We start from the raw sequence: 17,332 nt of genomic DNA on the forward strand, positions 1-17,332 counted from the left end.
TGCAACGCTGCTTGTTGGGGAAACCGGTGCGCCCGGCCAATCTCCACCCTTGTGGGGGAGATGGCCGGCAGGCCAGAGGGGGGTGCCACGCGGCACACCTTCGCTATTCTTCCCCTAAACCCCCGCCTTCCGGCTGATGAACAAGCCGGTCTCCTTGCCCACCTCGAGCACGCCGCCACCTGCCCGGAACGTCTCGGCAATCGCCGCGCGAAACGCCGCAAGCTCCGCCTCGCTCGCCCGGTCTCCGGGCGGATAGGAGGTCAACGCCAGAAACACATCTTCCGGCTCCGTTATCCGCATATGCGCCGGATGCTCCGTCATGGTGACATTGCCGAACTGCGCCTGCATCAGCCGCTCGGCCGTCTCATAGCCGAAGGCCGCACCCGCCGGGTCGTAGGGTGGGCTGCCGAAGACTGAGGTCAGCGCATACATGCCGCGCATGTTGCCGGCACCATTGGTCGTCACTGCGAGGTGACCGCCGGGCTTCAGCACGCGGTGCATTTCGGCGATCGCCTTGTTCTGATCGGCCACGTGGTAGAGCATGTGCATGGCGATGACGGTATCGAAGGAGCCGTCTTCGAAGGGCAGGGCCGTGGCGTCCGCCTGCTGAGCCGTCACGCTTGCGAAGCAGAGCGGATGGCAGCGTTCGAGGGCTTCCTGCAGCATGCCGGGGGAGAGATCGGCGAGCGTGAGGGCGAGATCGTCGGGCAATTCATTTGCCACCGAAGCCCAGAACCAGGCGGGGCCGCAACCGATATCCAGCACGCGATCGCCTGGCTTTAGGGGAAGCTGTCTTGCCACCCAGAGAAACCAGCCGGTTTCGGCGATCGTATATTCCCGGTTCAGGCGCCCGCGGGCGGCGAGTTTCTTGCTGTCGCTATATTGCTCGTCATTGCCTGTCGTGATGGATGACATGATCGGCCCTGCTTCCCTCGATGTCAGATGGAATGAATCCGGCGACTGATCCTGCATCGTTGTGGTGGATGAAGCAATTGGTGTAGATGACTCGGCTCGCGCCTCCCGGGTCGTGATAGTGAGGCTGGAAATAAGGTCTCGGCGGAATGGTTGTCGTTGTTGCCGGCAGCTGCTAGGTCACCCTCTCAGCCATGCCCGGCTTCGAAGGAGCAACAGTGAAGAACCCGGTCTTTCTCATCATCATGTGCGCCGTCCTGCTGGTTGCGATCGCCGGCCTTGCGATCAGCTCCGCCCGGCTGGTCGGCCTGTTCTAGCCTGCTCATTGATAGGCCGGCGGCTCTCCCTGATCACTTGATATCCAGTGAACGAAGACTGAAACGCCGCGCGCCTTCAGCCTCTCCATCACCTGCCGGGCCGGGCTCCCCGGCGTCATCACATCGCGATAGATATCGTCATCGTAGATCTTCACGCCGCGCAGAGCGGGCATGTCGAGCAGTGCGGGCAGGTTGGCGAGATCGACGCCGAGGGTGAGATGTTGCAGCTTCAGCGGTGGTCCCAGCGTTTCGAGATCGACGAAGCGGACCATTGAGGTGAAATCGAGCGTGGTGATATTGGGGCAATTGGCGATGCCCGACATGTCGGGCACATCGAAACTCTCATCTTCGCCGCCCCAGAATTTCCAGATATAGGAATAGATCGTGTTGCCACCGTCGAAATAAAGCGTATCCACCCTGTCCAGCATCTCCCGCGTCAGCGGATAGCGCTCCAGATAGGTTCGCACCGGCAGAAGCGGATAATAGCCCTCGCTGTCGAGATCGACGCGGCGGCCAAGCACATGTTCGGCGAGTTCCTCGCGTGTGCCGAGATCGATAATGCCCTTGTCCATCATCGCGGACATGACGACGAGCTTGAGATTGGGATCGCCGAAGGGCGCGCCCGACGCTCCCGAAGGTTCGGGATAGAAGGCGGCGCGGGTCGTTTTCGCCGTGCCAAGCATGCTTGCGGCGGTTGCGCCGACCAGTAGATTGCGTCTTCGGATCATGCCGCCTCATGCACCAGGGATCGGGTCTCTGCGACAGAAGCTAGTGCAGCCGGTGGATGAAAAAAAGTGGGCTATCACACATCAGCAGGTGAAATCTGTGCGCCGAAGGGAATGTCCGGCCTGCTCCCGAATGCCTGATGCTGCCGGGCGATCAGCGGAAACGCGGCTCGCGGCGGGCGTTGTGCAGAAGTTCGCTGGCGGTGGCGAAAACGCCGAAGAGCTGCAGCAGCCGTTTCTCCTCCTTGCCGTCGATCCGGTGTCGGGTGCAGAACTCGGTGACGGACCAGACCTTGGTCAGGGCATCATGCTCGACATCTGCAGGCTCTACGCGTTCCATGGCTGCATCCTCCCTGAACAAAAATACCGCCACGCTCTGAAATGGCGACTAACGAAAAGTGATTAGTCAGGGACATGCTGCAGCGCCGCGCCGGTTCAAGAGGCGGGACATGGATAAACTGCTGCGCCGATTTCTTGGGCTCTGAGATGGATGGTGCCGCCAGTTCCTATACCCGCCCCGCCAGCGCCAGATAGGCCGAAATCGTCAGCACCGAAAGGACGGTCGAGGCGAGCACGACGCGGCCGGTCAGGCTTGCCTCGCGGCCATAGAATTCGGCCAGCATGAAGGGGCCGGTGCCGGTCGGCAGGGCCGCGAGCAGCACGGCTGTATGGGTGGCGGCCGGCGGCAGGTTGAGGAGTGGCGCGGCAATCAGCCAGGTGACGACGGGCTGAGCGATTAGCTTGAGGCCGACGAGAATGCTTGCGGTCGTCGCCCGCGCGTTGGTTTCGCCGGCTTTGGTGCCAGCCAGAAACAGGCCGAGCGCGATCAGTGCGCAGGGAGAGGCGGCGCCGCCGAGGAGCTTCAGGAAGGCATGCACGGGGGCGGGAAGCGTTACATCCAAGAGCATCACCAGCGCGCCGAGGGCGGGTGCGACGAGCAGCGGGTTTTTGGCGAGCGAGCGGGCCGTCTTGATGGCGATATCGCGCCGCCGGGCCTCGGATTGCAGCCCGCCTTCGATCAGGACGATAGCGACGGCAAAGAGCACGCAGACGGTGAGGATGGTCGAGATCAGCACCGGTGCCATGCCAGTATCGCCGATCAGGGACAGGACGAGCGGAAAGCCAATGAAGCCGGTATTGGCATAGCTGGCATTCAGCCCGTCTATCGCGGCATCCGCCAGATGCCGGCCCCTGGCGACGCGCCAGCAGAGCGTGGCTCCGAAGATGACGGCGCAGCCGGCGGTAAACGCCAGGATGAAGCCCGGCTGCCAGATCTCGGCGGGTTTGGCATTGGCCATGATATCGAAGAGCAGTGCGGGCAGAGCGAGATAGACGACCAGCCGGTTGACCTCGCGCGTGGCATTTTCAGTGAGCGCCCCGGTCTTGCGGGCGATCCAGCCGGCAAGGATGAGGGCGAAGATCGGCAGGACAATCGAAAGGTTCGTCAGCATCAGGGGTAACTCGGGGCAGGTCTTGCGAGAGGGTGATCCTTGCCTAGCGTGCGTGATCAAGATAATCCAATGTCATCTTGAGCGCTGATTGATGCTTCTGAGGTATTGAATGGACACGCGCCATATGCGCTATTTCGTGGCGCTTGCCGAAACCCTGCATTTCGGCCATGCGGCCAAGCGCATGAACATGAGTCAGCCGCCCTTCAGCCGGCAGATATCGGCAATCGAGAAAACGCTCTGCGTGCGGCTCTTCGAGCGCAATTCGCGCAACGTGGCGCTCACACCCGCCGGCCAGCATTTCCTTGCCGATTGCCGCGCCGTGCTTGAAGGCTTCGATGCCGCCTGCCGCGATGTGCAGCTGGTTGCCAGCGGCATGAAGGGTGAGTTGAAGCTCGGCTTCATGATGCATGCCGCCCATAGCGTCATCCCGGCGCTGGTGCGGCTTTATTCGCAGGCGCGTCCGGATGTGCGGCTGATCCTGGAGGAGCGCATACCCACCGATATCGAGGAAATGCTCACCGAAGGCAAACTCGATGCTGCCGTCACCTTCGGCGGCGGTTCCGCTCCGCATCTGCGCACGCAACTGCTCGCCCGTGACCGGCTGTGCCTGATCGTGCCCCAAGGCCATCGGCTGGCCGAGGCCGAAACGATCGGGCCGCAGTCGCTTGCGGGCGAAAAACTGATCGCCGCGCCCGCGACCGTGGCGCCGACACTGCGCACGGCGATCGGCCTCTATTGCGCTGCCGGCGGCGTCATCCCGCATTTTGCCTTCGAGCCGCGCCTGCAGCACACCATCATCCGGCTGGTGCAGGAGGGGCTGGGCATTGCGCTGATCCCGCAATCGCTGTGCGGCGATCTGGCCGAGGGTGTCGTCTCCAGAGCGCTCGACGATGCGCCGGAATTCGATGTCGTGCTCTGCGCGCCGCGCGCGGCGCGCAATCCGGCCGTGCCGCAGCTGTTCGAGGTGGCGGAGCGTGGCGTGGATTGAAGGGTAAGGTTATGCCGCCTGGCACCCCTTGCCACCCCACCGCAGCCGGCGCTATACATCACCCGATGGGGATGGAGTGCCCCCGAAACCGCCCACAAGGCTGATGACTCCTACCGTGTTCAACCGCGGTGGGAATCTGTCCGGAGCCCGCCGCAAGGCGGGTTCTTTATTGCCCGCCCGAGAGTTTTGGAGCGAGCATGTCCTTCTATACCTGCCTTATCGTCATGGCCGGCGGTGCGCTCGGCACCTTCGCCCGCTATGCCGCATCGGTCCTTGCCATGCCCGTCAGCCGCGATCTGCCCTGGGGCACCATCATCATCAATGTCACAGGCTCGCTCATCATCGGCCTCTTCAGCACGCTGACGCTCGCCAATGGCCGTTTTCCGGTCTCCGACAATATGCGCCTCTTCGTGATGATCGGCCTCTGCGGCGGTTACACGACCTTCTCCTCCTTCAGCCTGCAGACACTCGACCTGCTGCGCTCGGGCGCGACGATCCGGGCCTGCATCAATGTCGCGGCATCGGTCGTGCTCTGCATCGGCGCGGTGGGGCATCTGATCGCGACGCGGATCAATGGCGGGGTGGCCGACGCGGCGCAGGCGGCGATCGAGGAGCAGGCTTGAGGCGGGAGGAGGAATGGCTCAACAGGTTTTTGACGGTTTTTTCAGTCTCGGCTTGATGCCTGCCCGAGGCGGACGGGATGTCGCCGGGGAACAGGCCAGCGCGGGTCGCGCGGCAAATGGCGTAATTCAAGGGGGAAAGAGATTATCCTGTCCGTCAGAAAATCCGCGACAGGTGCAATCGATCCGCCGGGTATGCCGCCCGGCGGATCGAGCGGCCGTTAATTCCCTGTCGAGGTCGGGGCGGAGTAGGACAGGGATTCACGGATCTGGTCGATCTTGCCGTCGGCGTCACCGACGCCGAGGATGGTCTTGGCCTCGGCGAGGACTTCCGGGCTCACTTCGCCGCTGCGCGTTGCGGAAGCCAGCGCATCCTCCAATGCCGCATCGCCGAGAACCGGATCGTCGACTGAAGGCTCGATGCCGTTATCGAGTTCGAACTGGGCATAGGCCATGGCATAGGCGGCGATCGCGGTCATCTTCGGATCGGACGTATGCATATAGGCCTTGTAGCTGCGGTTGAGAGAGTTCAGGCCCTTCAGCTCGGAGGCGAGGTTCTTTTGCTTGATATCGGCTGCGGCGTTTTTCGCGATGAGCGATTTCGTCTTCGCCTCGCCGGATTTGCCCTTCGCTGCGCTCCCGGATTTCGAACCGTCGCGCAATGATTTGCCGGTCTGGGAACTGCCAGACTTGTTGCCGCGGTTTTCGTGACTGCCGCTTTGTCCGCCACCGTTGCCGCCGCCATTGCTGCTGCCGCCACCGCCGCCGTTGCCTCCGCCATTACCGCCGCCGTTGCCGCCACCGTTTCCTCCGCCCTTTGCCATGGCGGCACTATCGAAGCCGGTGATCGCCAGCGGGCTGGAAGCCATGATCATTGAAAGCGCAGCTATGGACGCAAAAGTTACGAAACGCATCCGTCTCTCCCTCGCAGGATAATTCATCGAAAGTCATGGGATAGCCGACTCGGGAAGGCCACCATCAGGATCACGATGTTAGGTGCGAAATGCGGAGCGTGCATCGGACCGAGGTCCGGCATCCGCCGGACTATGGTCTTAGAGAGCGGGAGATGGTTAACGGGTTTCGGGGGCGGATCGTTCATCAGGCGTTGCCGGCCGGCAGGGCGCCGATCCGGAATCGGGTGGCTGCCGCTTCCCATATTTCCTACCCCTCCATGACCATCAAAACAGGAGGTTTGGACATGGAACTGGAAAACAAGGTCATCATCATCTCCGGCGCAAGCAGCGGCATCGGAGCAGCTGCCGCCCGGCTGTTTGCGGCCAAAGGCGCAAAACTCGTGCTCGGTGCGCGCCGCGAGCAGAACCTCGCGGAGCTTGTGTCCGAGATCATCGAAATGGGTGGCATGGCCGTGTCCCTGGCTGGTGATGTGCGCGATGAAGCCTATGCGCAGGCCCTCGTCGACCGGGCGCTCTATGCCTATGGCCGGCTCGACGGGGCCTTCAACAATGCGGGTGTCGTCGGCGAGATGGGTGCGTTCGCGGAAATGAGCGCGGCCAATTGGGAGACGGTGATCTCCACCAACCTGACGAGCGCCTTCTTCGCGCTGAAGGCGCAGCTGCCCGTGATGAAAGCGCAGCGCAGCGGCTCGATCGTCTTCACCTCGTCCTTCGTCGGATACAGCAATGGCGGCCTGCCCGGCATGGGGGCTTACGCAGCCTCCAAGGCGGGCCTGATCGGCCTCGTGCAATCGGTCGCTGCCGATTACGCGGCCGATGGCATCAGGATCAACAGCCTGCTTCCCGGTGGAACCATCACGCCGGCCGGCGGGGAGAATAATCCCGAATTCCTCGACTATATCTCGGGCCTGCATCCGATGAAGCGGATGGCGGCGGCGCAGGAGATCGCGCAGGCGGCACTCTTCCTGCTGTCGGACCAGTCGAGCTTCATGACCGGCAGCCCGATGATCGTCGACGGCGGCATGTCGGTTCGGCTACTCTAGCAGAACTGGCCTCGGGCGGTGGTCGCGCCGCCCGAGGCGGGGAATTTCGCGGCCGTTCCAGAGGGGCACCAGCGCTTCACGACGGGCTCAATTCCTGACATATTTGCAGAGGGACAGCCAACCGTCGTGGATATCGCGCCATGAATTCGCAGACACGTGAAAAAAGCAACCTGCGTGCACCTACCGGGTCGGTCACGGGGCTTTGCTCTGCATCCGCCACCATGTTTGCAGTCGGAATGGCCTTTCTGGGTTACTGGGGGGTCTATGAACAGGGGAGTTGGCGTGCAATCGATTATCTTGTGATGATCGTTGCCGTCATCGGATTTGCAGCACTTGGCTGCGTGCCCTGGATCGTGACCACACCTGTCGCGGAGGACGAGGCAGACAAAGTCGCTGTCGCCAGGCGAGCGATGGCACTGGGGACGGCGCTAATCTGGACGGCCGTCTGTATTACCGTATTTGCCTGAGTTGCCCTGCGTGACCGGTAGGCCGATGATCGTCGATGGCGGCATGTCGGTTCGGTTGCTCCAGTCGAGGCCGGTTCCGGCCTATCGCGGCAGCAGGTTTTCGCGCTTGGCGAGCGTGATCAGTGCAGGCGTCATCTCTCCATCATCGACTTCATAGGTGAGGGCGGAGAGGGCATCATCCCATGGCCCCCATTCGCCGGCGTAGTTCAGCACCCGCCGCTTCTGCGTATCGGTCGGATAGGGCTTGCTGAACATGTCGATGCCCCGCTTGACGACATCGGCATGCCTGGTCAATCCGAGCTCGCGCAAGGCGACTGCGACATCGGGGGCATAGCGGCCGGACGAATTGAAGAAGAACTGGTGGACGCCGCCATTCAGCATCTCGGCGTTGAAATAATCGACGACGTAGATCTGCTTCAGCGCTTTCGGAAGGCGATCGATCTCGGCATCCTCCATCTTGTTGAGTTTTCCCGTCAGATAGCTGAGCCGGTCTTCGTCACCGATCTCGGCGCGCGCCCTGGCGGCCCATTCGACAAGCACAGGCGTACGCTCGACATAGCTGCGGATGGCGGCCGGAAGCTCGGTCATCTCACCGAAGGCGGCGTCGAGCGCGGCAAAATCGGCGTCCTCATTTTGGGCCGCGAGATCGCGCTCTGCGGCAAAGGCCTGCGCCTGCCGCGTCAGGCCGGCCGCTGTCAGCGCCTGCAGCACGGCATCGGCGTTGCGTGCCGGATCTGATTTTTCGGTCATCGCGGTCATCTCGTGGAACGTATCGTCGCTGACGGACTGGCCCTGCGCGACCAGCAGTTTCTTGGCTTCCTCCGTGATCTTCCGCCCCTCGGCGACGGTGGTGAAGAAATGGTGCAGCCCGCTGCCCGGCGCCACGTAGTGCAGATACGAGAGCCAGAAGAGGTTGCGCACGTCAGGCTGCAGCCTGCCGATATCGGCCAGTATCGGCCCCTTGTCGTCATCATATTTCACCCGCATGATCTGCGGCAGGAAGGTCGTCTCGATGACGAATTCGGTGGACATGGTCGTCAGGGCCTGCAAATCGCGCGCCTCCGGTTGTGTTTGATCGGATGCCGCGGACGCTGTGGCTACGATCGCACCGGTAAGCAGGGCGGCGAGCAAAACACTGGCATATTTCATGGATATTTTTTCCCGTGGCGCTGGTAGATTTGGCGGACTACCTGCAGAGGTCAAGCCCGCCAGGCGCGCTGGGGATGAGGTGACCGACCTATACCGCGGCAGGGCTCACCGCATCATGACGGGAAGTTTCGCTTGGAGTACGCTGAACAGATGGCGCTCATGAAGAATGTTCTTGGTTTTGTCGTTGCGATCATAGTTGTTTTTGTTTTCACGAACGCCGGCCTTGGGCAGATCGCCGGTCAGTCCTCCAATGCCCTGGCGACGGCCAATGATCGGAGTACCGGAGTCATGGTTCGAGGCATCGAAGCCGATGATCTTCGCAGCCTTAACCTTTGGACCGGTGTGGCGTCAGCCGATTTTGCCGCAGGTCGTCATGCTGTTATCGGCCGGCAGGTGGCCGATGCGCTTGCCATCAAGGTCGGTGATCGGTTCCTTCTGATTGATCCTCAGGGCACGCGGACACCGTTTGGTGTTGCACCAAGAACAACGACCTTCAAGGTCGCCGCAGTCATAGAGCTCGCGCCATCTGCCGAGGCGACCATTACAGTTTACGTCTCGCGCAAAGGTTTTGAGGAGCTATCCGGCGGTGCGCTGTGATGTGACTGGATATCAGCCACCGGAAGCAATCGTGGCCGATGTCCGTTTGAAGGCGCCCGCGAAGACGATGGCCATGGCTGATAGCACCAGGCCGCCGGCAAGCAGGAAGGTCAGCTGCATGCCGGCGGAAATTGCTGCCGGCGTCGCATGAATGAAATCGTCGGTGCCTGCGCCATAGACGAAGACGGCGCCCATGAGGGATGCGCCTGATATCAGGCCGATGTTGCGCGACAGGCCGAGCAGGCCGGAGATCGTGCCGCGCCGGTCTTTCGGCACGTCGGCAAGGGCTGCGGTGTTGTTGGCGGCCTGGAACAGCTGGTAGCCGGGCGTCAGCACGATGATGGCGGCAATATAGCCCGCGACGTCAAGCATCTGCGGTAGGATTGCCAAGAGGAAGGCGCCGGCCGCAAGCATAGCGAGGCCGATCGAAAGCACGGTGCGTGCGCCCCAGGCATCGACCAGCCGGCCGGAGGGCACGCCGCTGACAACAGAGATGACGGGGCCGACGGACATGACGAGGCCGACGATCGCGGCTTTCAGCCCGAGCGCCAGGCCCAGGTAGAAGGGGCCTACCACCAGCGTCGTCATCATCACGGCGGCCACCACGATATTGACGATGAGATTGGGGACGAGGCGCCCTTCCAGGGTGGCAAGCAGGCTTGCCGGCCGCGTCTTGCCCCTGGCCTTGTCGGCCGGCAGTGTCGCGATGGCCAGGTTCAGCGCAAGTCCCGCCAGCGGCACCTGCACCCAGAAAATGCCGCGCCAGCCGGCAAGCGGGATCAGCGCGCCGCCGAGCGAGGGGCCGAGCGCCGTGCCGAGAGCGGAAACCGTGCCAAGCAGGCCCATGGCGCGGCCGATGCGCGCCTTGCTTGCGGTCTCGCGCATCAGCGCCATCGAGATCGTCATCAGGAAGGCCGCACCGACGCCTTGAACCACGCGTGCCGCCATCAGCAGCGGCAGATCGGGTGCGGCAGCCGAGAGCAGCGAAGCGGCGGCAAAGAGGATAAGGCCCGCAAGCTGCATGCGCTTCAGCCCGTAGAGATCGCCGAGCCGGCCGGTGATGACGACCGAAATCGTCAAGGCTGCGAGATAGCTGACCACGACGCCCTGCACCTCAGCGAAGGGCGCCGAAAAGGCCTTCGCCAGATCGGGCAGGGCGATGTTGGCGATGCTGGTGCCGAGCGAGGCGAGCAGCATCGAAAGCGACAGCGTCAGCGTCACGCCCCGTCTTTCCGTTCGCTCCGATCCAGTTTTTTCTGCTTGTTCCATGTCGATGTCCTCTTGCTTGAAATGTTGTTCAGGAGCAGGCTACGAATTCAAGCCGACTTGAGGTCAAGCATGAAATTTCTGGATATCGGAGAGGTCTCCGCACGGAGCGGAATCAAGCCCTCGGCGCTGCGCTATTACGAGCAGATCGGCCTCATCACGTCGGTCTTCCGCCATGGGCTGCGCCGCCAGTTTCCGCCCGAGGTGCTGCTGCAGCTCAAGCTGATCGCCATGGGCAAGACGGCCGGTTTCTCGCTGGAGGAAATCTCGGGCATGTTCGGCAAGACCGGCGCTCCGGAACTGCCGCGCGCCGCGCTGCATCAGAAGGCCGACGAGATCGACCGCCAGATCCGGGAACTGACGGCGCTCAGCGACACGCTGCGCCATGTCGCCGAATGTTCGGCACCCTCGCACATGGAATGCCCGACCTTCCGGCGGCTGGTCGAGGTTGCGGGAAAGCGAGCAGGCGCGGGCAAAAGCAGGCGGGCAGGCAAGGTCCAATAAGGCCGGGGCGACGGCTTGTATGGTTCACTCTCGCCGGCGTTTGCTCCGCCGTGTCCCATCATAAAATCCCGGCGGCTTCTTCTTCACCCAGGCGACGAAGGTCTGGATGGCGGGATGGGCAAGCAGAGCCTCGACGGTCGGGTAGGACTGTTCCAGCTCCGCTTCGCTGAACTGCGCATGGATCTGGCGATGGCAGATGCGGTGCAGGACCTGAATCTCCCGTCCGCCGCGGCTCTTCGGCACCAGATGATGCTCATCCCGCTGCTCGGCCGGAACGACCCGGCCGCAGAGTGGGCAGATATCAGGCGTCGGCGCCTCATACCAGGAGGTGACGTCTCGGTTTCTCTTTCGCGCCATCGGACAAAGTTAGCGGCAAATCAGGCCGGCGGGCAACCGTCTCCAAGCTTTTCAGCATCAGCACGCCCATTCGAGCTTCATCTCCTTGAGGTCGATCTGGGCGATGCCGTCGCCAAAATTGAAGCCGCCGAAGATTTCCGCGATCTCGATGTAATAGGGCGAGAAATCGGGATACCCCTGCATGGGAAACATCGTGCCGCCGAGATGGGCGTGCCAGTCCTGAAAGCGATCCAGCCCCAGTTCCTGGCCTTCCTCCGAATAGGCGGCGATATAGCCGCTGAGCTCGTTCTCGTGGCTGAATTCGCGCGCCGGCCTGCCCACATTCGGGTCGCCCTCGCGCAGCGTGATTTCGACCGGCCAGCCGTAATCGAGCGCCTCGGGGCCGGGCAGGTGCTTCCAGCCGGCCTGGGGCTGGGGTGTGGGGCGGGCTGCCGCCAGAAGCTCGTTAACCGCCAGTCCGCCGGGCGAAAAGACGTTCTTTGCCTGCTGCTCGGCCGCCGTCCTCGGCAGGTTGAATTCGCCGAAATAATCGAGCGGCGATTTCGAGAGCCAGCCGGGAACGGGGGCGCCTTCGATCTCCGGCGGGACGCCGAGCGGAGCTGCAAGCTCCTCCTCCGTCAGCCAGAAGAGAACATAGTCGTTGTCCATGAATTCCATGTCGAAGCGGTGAGGATCGGCGCGGCGTGCGCCGCCGGCTCCGGCATTCCTGCTTGCCGGTGGCGTTTCCCATTGTTCGTCGACGAAGAGCGAGATCGCTACGTATTCATCACCCTGCGTGCGGTATTGCGGCGGCAGTTTCACCGTGAAGGCGTGGCGAAGCGGCATGCCATTGGTGGTGCTGATCGGCCATCTGTCGCCATCGATGCCGGGCGGGCGGCCGTAGCACCAGCCATTCTTTGGGCGGCGGGCGAGATTGACGGGGTCGGTGAGCGTCAGGTCATAGGCCTCGGTAAGATCGGGATCGGCATGTTTATAGGGCCGCTCCGGATAGACCGCCGTCGGGTCCGTGAGGCTGATCATCCTGACGACGTCCTCCCTGATGGCGACGCCGAGATCCAGCGTATCCGAGAGGTTCATCTTCAGGATGGTCCAGCCATATTTCTCCCTCTCGTCGGAAATGCGCTCGGCGCCGGGATAAAGCCGATGCAGCTCGTCGGCCGGCATTCCCATCGTGACACCATGGATAGGGGGAAGCTCGAAGGGGGCTCGAAAATAAACCTCGCCGAGCCTGCCATCGGCGGTAATGCGCGTGCCGAATTCCTCGACATGCAGACGGCCTTCCGCCTGGATGCGCGGCTCCTCCCAGCTCGCCCCCAAAGCCGCCTTCAGCTCCTCCACCGATACACCCGGCTGCATCGGCGCCAATTTCGCATTGTCTATCGGCATGCGCGTCCTCTCTCGCTGATTGTCCCGCGCAACAGATAGGACGGATTGGAGACAGGGCAATGACGTGGCGGGAGGCTGGAGCGAGGGGCGCTTAAGCGCTGCCACCCTTCTTCGCCGCCGCTGCCGCCGTGTTCCAGTTCTGGTAGGGCCGCCGGAACGTCGGGATACGCTCTTCCGTCGCGGGCAAGGCGTCGAACGGCTTGTGCGGCTCTGCCTGGTACCAGAAGGCGACGGAGGAGATGTCGTCGGAGCGGCGGTTGGCGTGGCCGTGCTCGATCGTCACGCGGATGCGCTTCTGGAAGATGGTGGGGTCCTCGAGGTGCCAGCGATAGAGCGTCACCGGTTCCGTCCAGTTCGGGCCGCCGGCTGAGATGATGCCGTGATAGGGACCGCTGTACTCCTGTGTCGGGCACCAGGCGGTGTTGAAATAATCTTCCGTGCCGGTTCCGTGCAGCGTCGGCGGCCAGGCGTCGTTCGCTCCTTCGCTGCTTTCGCCGCGCGGCTCGATCAGCGCCGCTTTCGGGCCGATGCGCGGATCGGGTTTTCGCACCGTATCCGGCACCGAAAGCCCCGGCTCGCCATCGATGAAGATCATGTCGTCGCCTTCGCCGTACCAGTCCCAGACATCGGAGCGGCGGCGCGAATAGACGGAGAAGAGCACGCCGACATAGTGGCCGTGGCCTTCGGCCTCCAGAATCGTGTAGCTCTCCTTGCCATCGGTCGTTTCGCCGCCGAACAGGAACTGTTCGTTGGTGAGACCCGCCTCGCTTTCGCCTTTCGGGCGCGCCTGGCGGTACTGCGCATGAAAGCGGCCGAGCCCGTCTTCCAGCGCATCATGCAGTTCGAGATCGACATAGTAATAGAAGAGCAGGTCATGCTCGGCTTCATTGGTAATGGTGAAGCGCATGTGGCTCGAAAAGGGCATCGGGAAATAGCAGTTGAAGGCCTTACCGTCCTCGGGGCTCGCCTGCATCGGCAAGCTTGCATAATTGCCTGTCTGCGCATGGCCCATGCCGAAGAAATCGCCGATCGGCGCTTCGATGCTCGGGCTGTTCTCGCCATCCCAATAAGCGCGGAGAACGATCTTGCGCAGGAAGCTTTCGCTCTCGCAGGCAAGCGTCGCCCAGATATGGGTGACGATGCCGGCACCCGCATGTTCGGCGATGACGACGGTCTTGCCGGGCTCGATATGCAGCCTGTCGTCATTGCCGCCGGTGCGGTCGTAGCTGGAGAAACGGCGCGTCCTTGCCTGTCTCAGTGTCGCAAGCCCGCGCAGCGGCGAAATGCCAGCCTGGGTCATCAATATCTCCTTTTCGATGTTATTTGAGACCGCTGGTTTTCAGCGAATCCATGATCTGGCGCTGGAAGATGATGAAGAGCACGAGCGTCGGGATGGCGACGATCGTTGAGGCTGCCATCATGTAGTTCCACGAGGCGGAATACTGGCTCTTGAAATTGGCGATGCCGACCTGGACCACCCAGAGGTCGGCCTTGGAGGCGACCGTCAGCGGCCAGAGGAAGGCATTCCAGTTGGCCAGGAAAAACAGGATGGCAAGCGCGGCCATGATCGGCCGGCTGAGCGGCAGGATGATGCTCCAGTAGATGCGCCAGTAGCCGGCGCCGTCGACGATCGCCGCTTCCTCGATCTCGCGCGGCAGCGACAGGTAATATTGCCTGAGCAGGAAGATGCCGAAGGCATTGAAGATCGCCGGCACGATCAGCCCGGCATAAGTATTCAGCATGCCCATGGCGCGCACGATGACGAAGAGCGGCACGATAATGACAGGCAGCGACACAAGGAAGGTGGAGAAGATCGCCAGGAAGATCACCTCGCGGCCGGGAAAGCGCAGGCGCGCCAGCGCATATCCCGCCATCGTGTGGAAGAACAGCGCGATGACAGTGACGCTCGCCGACACGAAGAAGCTGTTGGCCATGTAGCGCAGGAAGGGAACGCCTGTGAGCACATATTTGAAATTGTCGAATGTCGGATGCTCGGGGATCAGGTTGGCGGAGAAGGATTCGGCCGGCGTCTTGAAGGCGATCGACACCATCCACAGCAGCGGAAAGAGGATCATCAGCGCCAGGATCGCGGTGATCATCATCCAGAGGATGCGCACGATCGTCACCTGCGAGTTGGAAGGATAGGATGAAGCGCGGGCCTCAGTCATAGTTGAAGCGGCCTCCCTTGGTCATGACGAAGAAGATGGCGGTGACCAGCATCAGCACGACGACCAGCACCGAGGACATGGCGGCGGCATAACCGAAGGCGCCGAAGGAAAAGGCCTGCTGGTAGATGTAGACGATCAGCACCGAGGTGGAATTGGCCGGCCCGCCCTTGGTCATGACGTAGATGATGTCGAAGGCCTGGGCGCCGGCGACAGCCGCCACCATCGAGACCATCAGCACGAAGAAGCTCGTGGGTTTCAGGAGCGGCAGGGTGATGTGCCAGAAGCAGTGATAGGCCGTCGCGCCATCGATCTTGGCGGCCTCGTAATATTCCTTGGGAATATCCTGCAGCCCGCCCAAGAAGATCAGCATGTAGAAGCCCATCAGGAACCAGAGGCTGACGAAGACGACGGTGACGAGCGCAAATTGCGGATCGCCGAGAAAGGAAACGCCCGATATGCCGAGAAGCGGCGTCAGCTTGTTGATCACGCCGATCTTGTCGACCACCATGAACTGCCAGACGACGGCGACGACGACGAGGCTGACCATGTGCGGCGCGAAGAACATGGCCCGCATGACCGCGTTGAAACGGTTGGTCTTCTGCACGAGAAGGGCAAGCCCGAGGCCGCAGACATAGAGAAGCGGTACCAGCAGGACGGCATAGAGCGCGGTGACGCGGGCGGCCTGCCAGAAGAGCGGGTCCTTGCCCATGCGCAGGAAATTGGCAAAGCCCACGAAGCGATAGCCGCCGAAGCCGTTGACCTCGAAGACCGCCAGCACCAGCGAGAGCGCCATCGGCAGGCCGAGGAAGATCAGGAGGCCGATTGCGTCAGGCAGGACGAAGAGATAGCCCGCCACCCATTCGCGATGTTTGGCCGACAGGCCCTTCGGCCTGATGGGCTGGCTCTGATCCGGCTTGTTCTGGTGTCGCCTCATACCCGTGTCCATATGCAACTCCCGCCATGCCGCTGGTGATGAGCTGCCTGCGGCATGGCCATTGTAAAACAAAGAACTAGAGAGCTTTCTTCATTTAAAGAAAGAAGCGCTCTAGAGGATCGGCGCGCCGCTGTAGGAGGCGAGGAACGCGTCGAGCTGCTGGGAAGCTGCGGTCGCCGTCTGTTGCGGATCGGCGCCGCCGAGCTGGGTCTGCTGGATGGCGTCGGAGATGATCTTGTAGACCTCCGGCGGCACCCGCGGCTCAGCCCTTGTGCCGGGGTGAATATCCTTGGCGAATGTGCCGATATTACCCTGTTTGAAAGCATCGCCGCCGGCCTGGAGCGCGCTGTTGCGCGGCGGCATGTCGGATTTCGCCTTGGTGCACCAGTCGGCGACGCGCTGCACGGAGCCCTTGTCCATGGAGGCGAGCGCCCAGGCGCAGAATTGCGCGGCCGCATCCGGGCTCTTGCCCTTGGCATTGGCGACGAAGGCCCAGCCGCCGCCGACGGTCACATATTTGCCGTTGGCCGGTGTGGGCAGCTTGAAGACACCGTACTGGAAATCCTTGGCATTGCCGGCGAGCTGCGAAATGCCCCAGATGCCGACATTCTGGATGGCGCAGTAACCGGCGGCGAGATTGGCCACCGCGTCATTGGCGCCATTGCCGAGCACCTGGCGCGGGGCCGCACCACTATTGACGGCATCCTGCCAGAATTTCAGCGCCTGAACGGTCGCCGGTGAATCGAAGGCGCTCTTGCCGTCCTTGGTCTGGAATTCGCCGCCGCCCTGCCAGAGGAACGGATACCAGGTGAAGTTCTGGTAGTAGCCCGGTGTCGTCTCGAAGAGCACGCCGTAGCGGTTCGGCGTCGTCAGCTTCTTGGCGACTTCGAGAAGCTCGTCCCAGGTCTTGGGCACATCGTTCTCGTTGAGGCCGGCTTCCTCGAAGGCCTTGACCGAGTAGTACATGGCCATCGGCTCGACTTCCATCGGGATGCCGTAGATCTTGCCGTCTACCATGCGGTTGGCGATGACGCTTTCGGGGAAATCCGCCTTGGTGGCGTCGTCGATATGCGGCGTCAGGTCCTGCAGCACGCCGCCATTGTAATAGCGCAGGAAATCGCCGGGCGAGATCAGGAAGATATCGGGGCCTTCGTTGGAGGCGAAGGAGGTGGCGAGCTTCGGGCCGTTGATATATTCGGCGTTCGGAACATATTCGAGTTCCACCTTCTGCTCGTGGCTGTCGTTCCAGGCGCTGATCATCTGGGTGAACCAGTCGACCTGGCTCTGAACCTGGCCGCCCGGCGCGTAGAACTGCCAGAATTTCAGGGGCGTGCCTTGAGCGCGAACGGCCATGCGGTTGATATAGGGGAAGCCGGTCAGGCCGGCGGCAAGGCCGGCGCCGGCGAAAAGCGCGCCTTTGCGGATCAGCTGTCTGCGGGAAATGCCATTTCCTGGCGTTTTGATATCGGTCATGTCTTCCTCCCATTTGTGGACCTGCAGGCCGGCTCCTCTTCCGGCAGGCAGGCGGTTTTTG

The 17,332-nt window shown here is 62.4% G+C and carries 19 protein-coding genes and 1 riboswitch; of the genes, 6 read left to right on the top strand and 13 right to left on the bottom strand.

Annotated elements, in window-relative coordinates; all coding sequences use genetic code 11:
• Positions 1-114: 114 nt before the first annotated feature.
• The 4 genes from H4W29_RS18735 to H4W29_RS18750 form a co-directional block, all read right to left on the bottom strand.
• Positions 115-915: a class I SAM-dependent methyltransferase gene (locus H4W29_RS18735; RefSeq protein WP_192730250.1), complete on the bottom strand. Its 801-nt coding sequence runs from the start codon at positions 913-915 to the stop codon at positions 115-117.
• A gap of 319 nt (positions 916-1,234) precedes the next feature.
• Positions 1,235-1,957, bottom strand: coding sequence for a DUF6892 domain-containing protein (locus H4W29_RS18740; protein WP_192730251.1), 723 nt, complete (start codon positions 1,955-1,957; stop codon positions 1,235-1,237).
• A gap of 151 nt (positions 1,958-2,108) precedes the next feature.
• Complete coding sequence (locus H4W29_RS18745; protein ID WP_192730252.1) at positions 2,109-2,294, bottom strand: hypothetical protein; 186 nt, start codon at positions 2,292-2,294, stop codon at positions 2,109-2,111.
• 166 nt (positions 2,295-2,460) lie between these two features.
• The gene (locus H4W29_RS18750; RefSeq protein WP_192730253.1) at positions 2,461-3,405 is read right to left on the bottom strand and encodes an AEC family transporter; all 945 of its coding nucleotides are present in this window, start codon (positions 3,403-3,405) and stop codon (positions 2,461-2,463) included.
• 109 nt (positions 3,406-3,514) lie between these two features.
• Between H4W29_RS18750 and H4W29_RS18755 the strand changes: the two genes are divergently transcribed.
• Positions 3,515-4,393 carry a LysR family transcriptional regulator gene (locus H4W29_RS18755; protein WP_192730254.1) on the top strand — a complete coding sequence of 293 codons (879 nt, stop codon included), beginning with the start codon at positions 3,515-3,517 and terminating at the stop codon, positions 4,391-4,393.
• A 58-nt stretch (positions 4,394-4,451) separates the two neighbouring features.
• Positions 4,452-4,513: riboswitch (Fluoride riboswitch) on the top strand.
• 77 nt (positions 4,514-4,590) lie between these two features.
• Positions 4,591-5,016, top strand: a complete 426-nt coding sequence (gene crcB, locus H4W29_RS18760) for a fluoride efflux transporter CrcB (RefSeq protein ID WP_192730255.1) — start codon at positions 4,591-4,593, stop codon at positions 5,014-5,016.
• Positions 5,017-5,234: 218 nt separating this feature from the next.
• Here the strand turns inward: crcB and H4W29_RS18765 are convergent, their stop codons facing one another.
• The gene (locus H4W29_RS18765; protein ID WP_192730256.1) at positions 5,235-5,927 is read right to left on the bottom strand and encodes a hypothetical protein; all 693 of its coding nucleotides are present in this window, start codon (positions 5,925-5,927) and stop codon (positions 5,235-5,237) included.
• 284 nt (positions 5,928-6,211) lie between these two features.
• Here H4W29_RS18765 and H4W29_RS18770 point away from each other — a divergent pair, with 284 nt between their 5' ends.
• Entirely contained in the window at positions 6,212-6,970 is a 759-nt protein-coding gene (locus H4W29_RS18770; RefSeq protein WP_192730257.1) for an SDR family oxidoreductase, read from the top strand.
• Between the two features lie 140 nt (positions 6,971-7,110).
• Positions 7,111-7,437 carry a hypothetical protein gene (locus H4W29_RS18775; RefSeq protein ID WP_192730258.1) on the top strand — a complete coding sequence of 109 codons (327 nt, stop codon included), beginning with the start codon at positions 7,111-7,113 and terminating at the stop codon, positions 7,435-7,437.
• A gap of 81 nt (positions 7,438-7,518) precedes the next feature.
• Here the strand turns inward: H4W29_RS18775 and H4W29_RS18780 are convergent, their stop codons facing one another.
• The gene (locus H4W29_RS18780) at positions 7,519-8,586 is read right to left on the bottom strand and encodes a DMP19 family protein (RefSeq protein ID WP_192730259.1); all 1,068 of its coding nucleotides are present in this window, start codon (positions 8,584-8,586) and stop codon (positions 7,519-7,521) included.
• Positions 8,587-8,736: 150 nt separating this feature from the next.
• Here H4W29_RS18780 and H4W29_RS18785 point away from each other — a divergent pair, with 150 nt between their 5' ends.
• Positions 8,737-9,183: an ABC transporter permease family protein gene (locus tag H4W29_RS18785; RefSeq protein WP_192730260.1), complete on the top strand. Its 447-nt coding sequence runs from the start codon at positions 8,737-8,739 to the stop codon at positions 9,181-9,183.
• Between the two features lie 12 nt (positions 9,184-9,195).
• On the opposite strand, the gene H4W29_RS18790 is transcribed toward H4W29_RS18785, so the two are convergent.
• Positions 9,196-10,452 (bottom strand): MFS transporter, encoded by a 1,257-nt coding sequence (locus H4W29_RS18790; RefSeq protein WP_192730261.1) that lies wholly within the window; start codon positions 10,450-10,452, stop codon positions 9,196-9,198.
• 69 nt (positions 10,453-10,521) lie between these two features.
• On the opposite strand from H4W29_RS18790, the gene H4W29_RS18795 reads away from it, so the two are divergent.
• Positions 10,522-10,953, top strand: a complete 432-nt coding sequence (locus tag H4W29_RS18795; RefSeq protein WP_192730262.1) for a helix-turn-helix domain-containing protein — start codon at positions 10,522-10,524, stop codon at positions 10,951-10,953.
• A 24-nt stretch (positions 10,954-10,977) separates the two neighbouring features.
• On the opposite strand, the gene H4W29_RS18800 is transcribed toward H4W29_RS18795, so the two are convergent.
• The 6 genes from H4W29_RS18800 to H4W29_RS18825 all read right to left on the bottom strand — a co-directional run bounded on the left by H4W29_RS18800 (position 10,978) and on the right by H4W29_RS18825 (position 17,271).
• The gene (locus H4W29_RS18800) at positions 10,978-11,310 is read right to left on the bottom strand and encodes an HNH endonuclease (protein WP_192730263.1); all 333 of its coding nucleotides are present in this window, start codon (positions 11,308-11,310) and stop codon (positions 10,978-10,980) included.
• Positions 11,311-11,367: 57 nt separating this feature from the next.
• Positions 11,368-12,696 carry a DUF7256 domain-containing protein gene (locus H4W29_RS18805; protein WP_192730264.1) on the bottom strand — a complete coding sequence of 443 codons (1,329 nt, stop codon included), beginning with the start codon at positions 12,694-12,696 and terminating at the stop codon, positions 11,368-11,370.
• Between the two features lie 91 nt (positions 12,697-12,787).
• The gene (locus H4W29_RS18810) at positions 12,788-13,996 is read right to left on the bottom strand and encodes a glycoside hydrolase family 172 protein (protein ID WP_192730265.1); all 1,209 of its coding nucleotides are present in this window, start codon (positions 13,994-13,996) and stop codon (positions 12,788-12,790) included.
• Positions 13,997-14,015: 19 nt separating this feature from the next.
• Positions 14,016-14,864, bottom strand: a complete 849-nt coding sequence (locus H4W29_RS18815; RefSeq protein WP_192730266.1) for a carbohydrate ABC transporter permease — start codon at positions 14,862-14,864, stop codon at positions 14,016-14,018.
• Entirely contained in the window at positions 14,857-15,798 is a 942-nt protein-coding gene (locus tag H4W29_RS18820; protein WP_192730778.1) for a carbohydrate ABC transporter permease, read from the bottom strand. Before H4W29_RS18820 ends, H4W29_RS18815 begins: the two co-directional genes overlap by 8 nt.
• 111 nt (positions 15,799-15,909) lie before the next feature.
• Positions 15,910-17,271: an ABC transporter substrate-binding protein gene (locus tag H4W29_RS18825; RefSeq protein ID WP_192730267.1), complete on the bottom strand. Its 1,362-nt coding sequence runs from the start codon at positions 17,269-17,271 to the stop codon at positions 15,910-15,912.
• Between the last annotated feature and the right edge of the window lie 61 nt (positions 17,272-17,332).

It is taken from the genome of Rhizobium viscosum (assembly GCF_014873945.1).
GTDB lineage: Bacteria > Pseudomonadota > Alphaproteobacteria > Rhizobiales > Rhizobiaceae > Rhizobium > Rhizobium viscosum.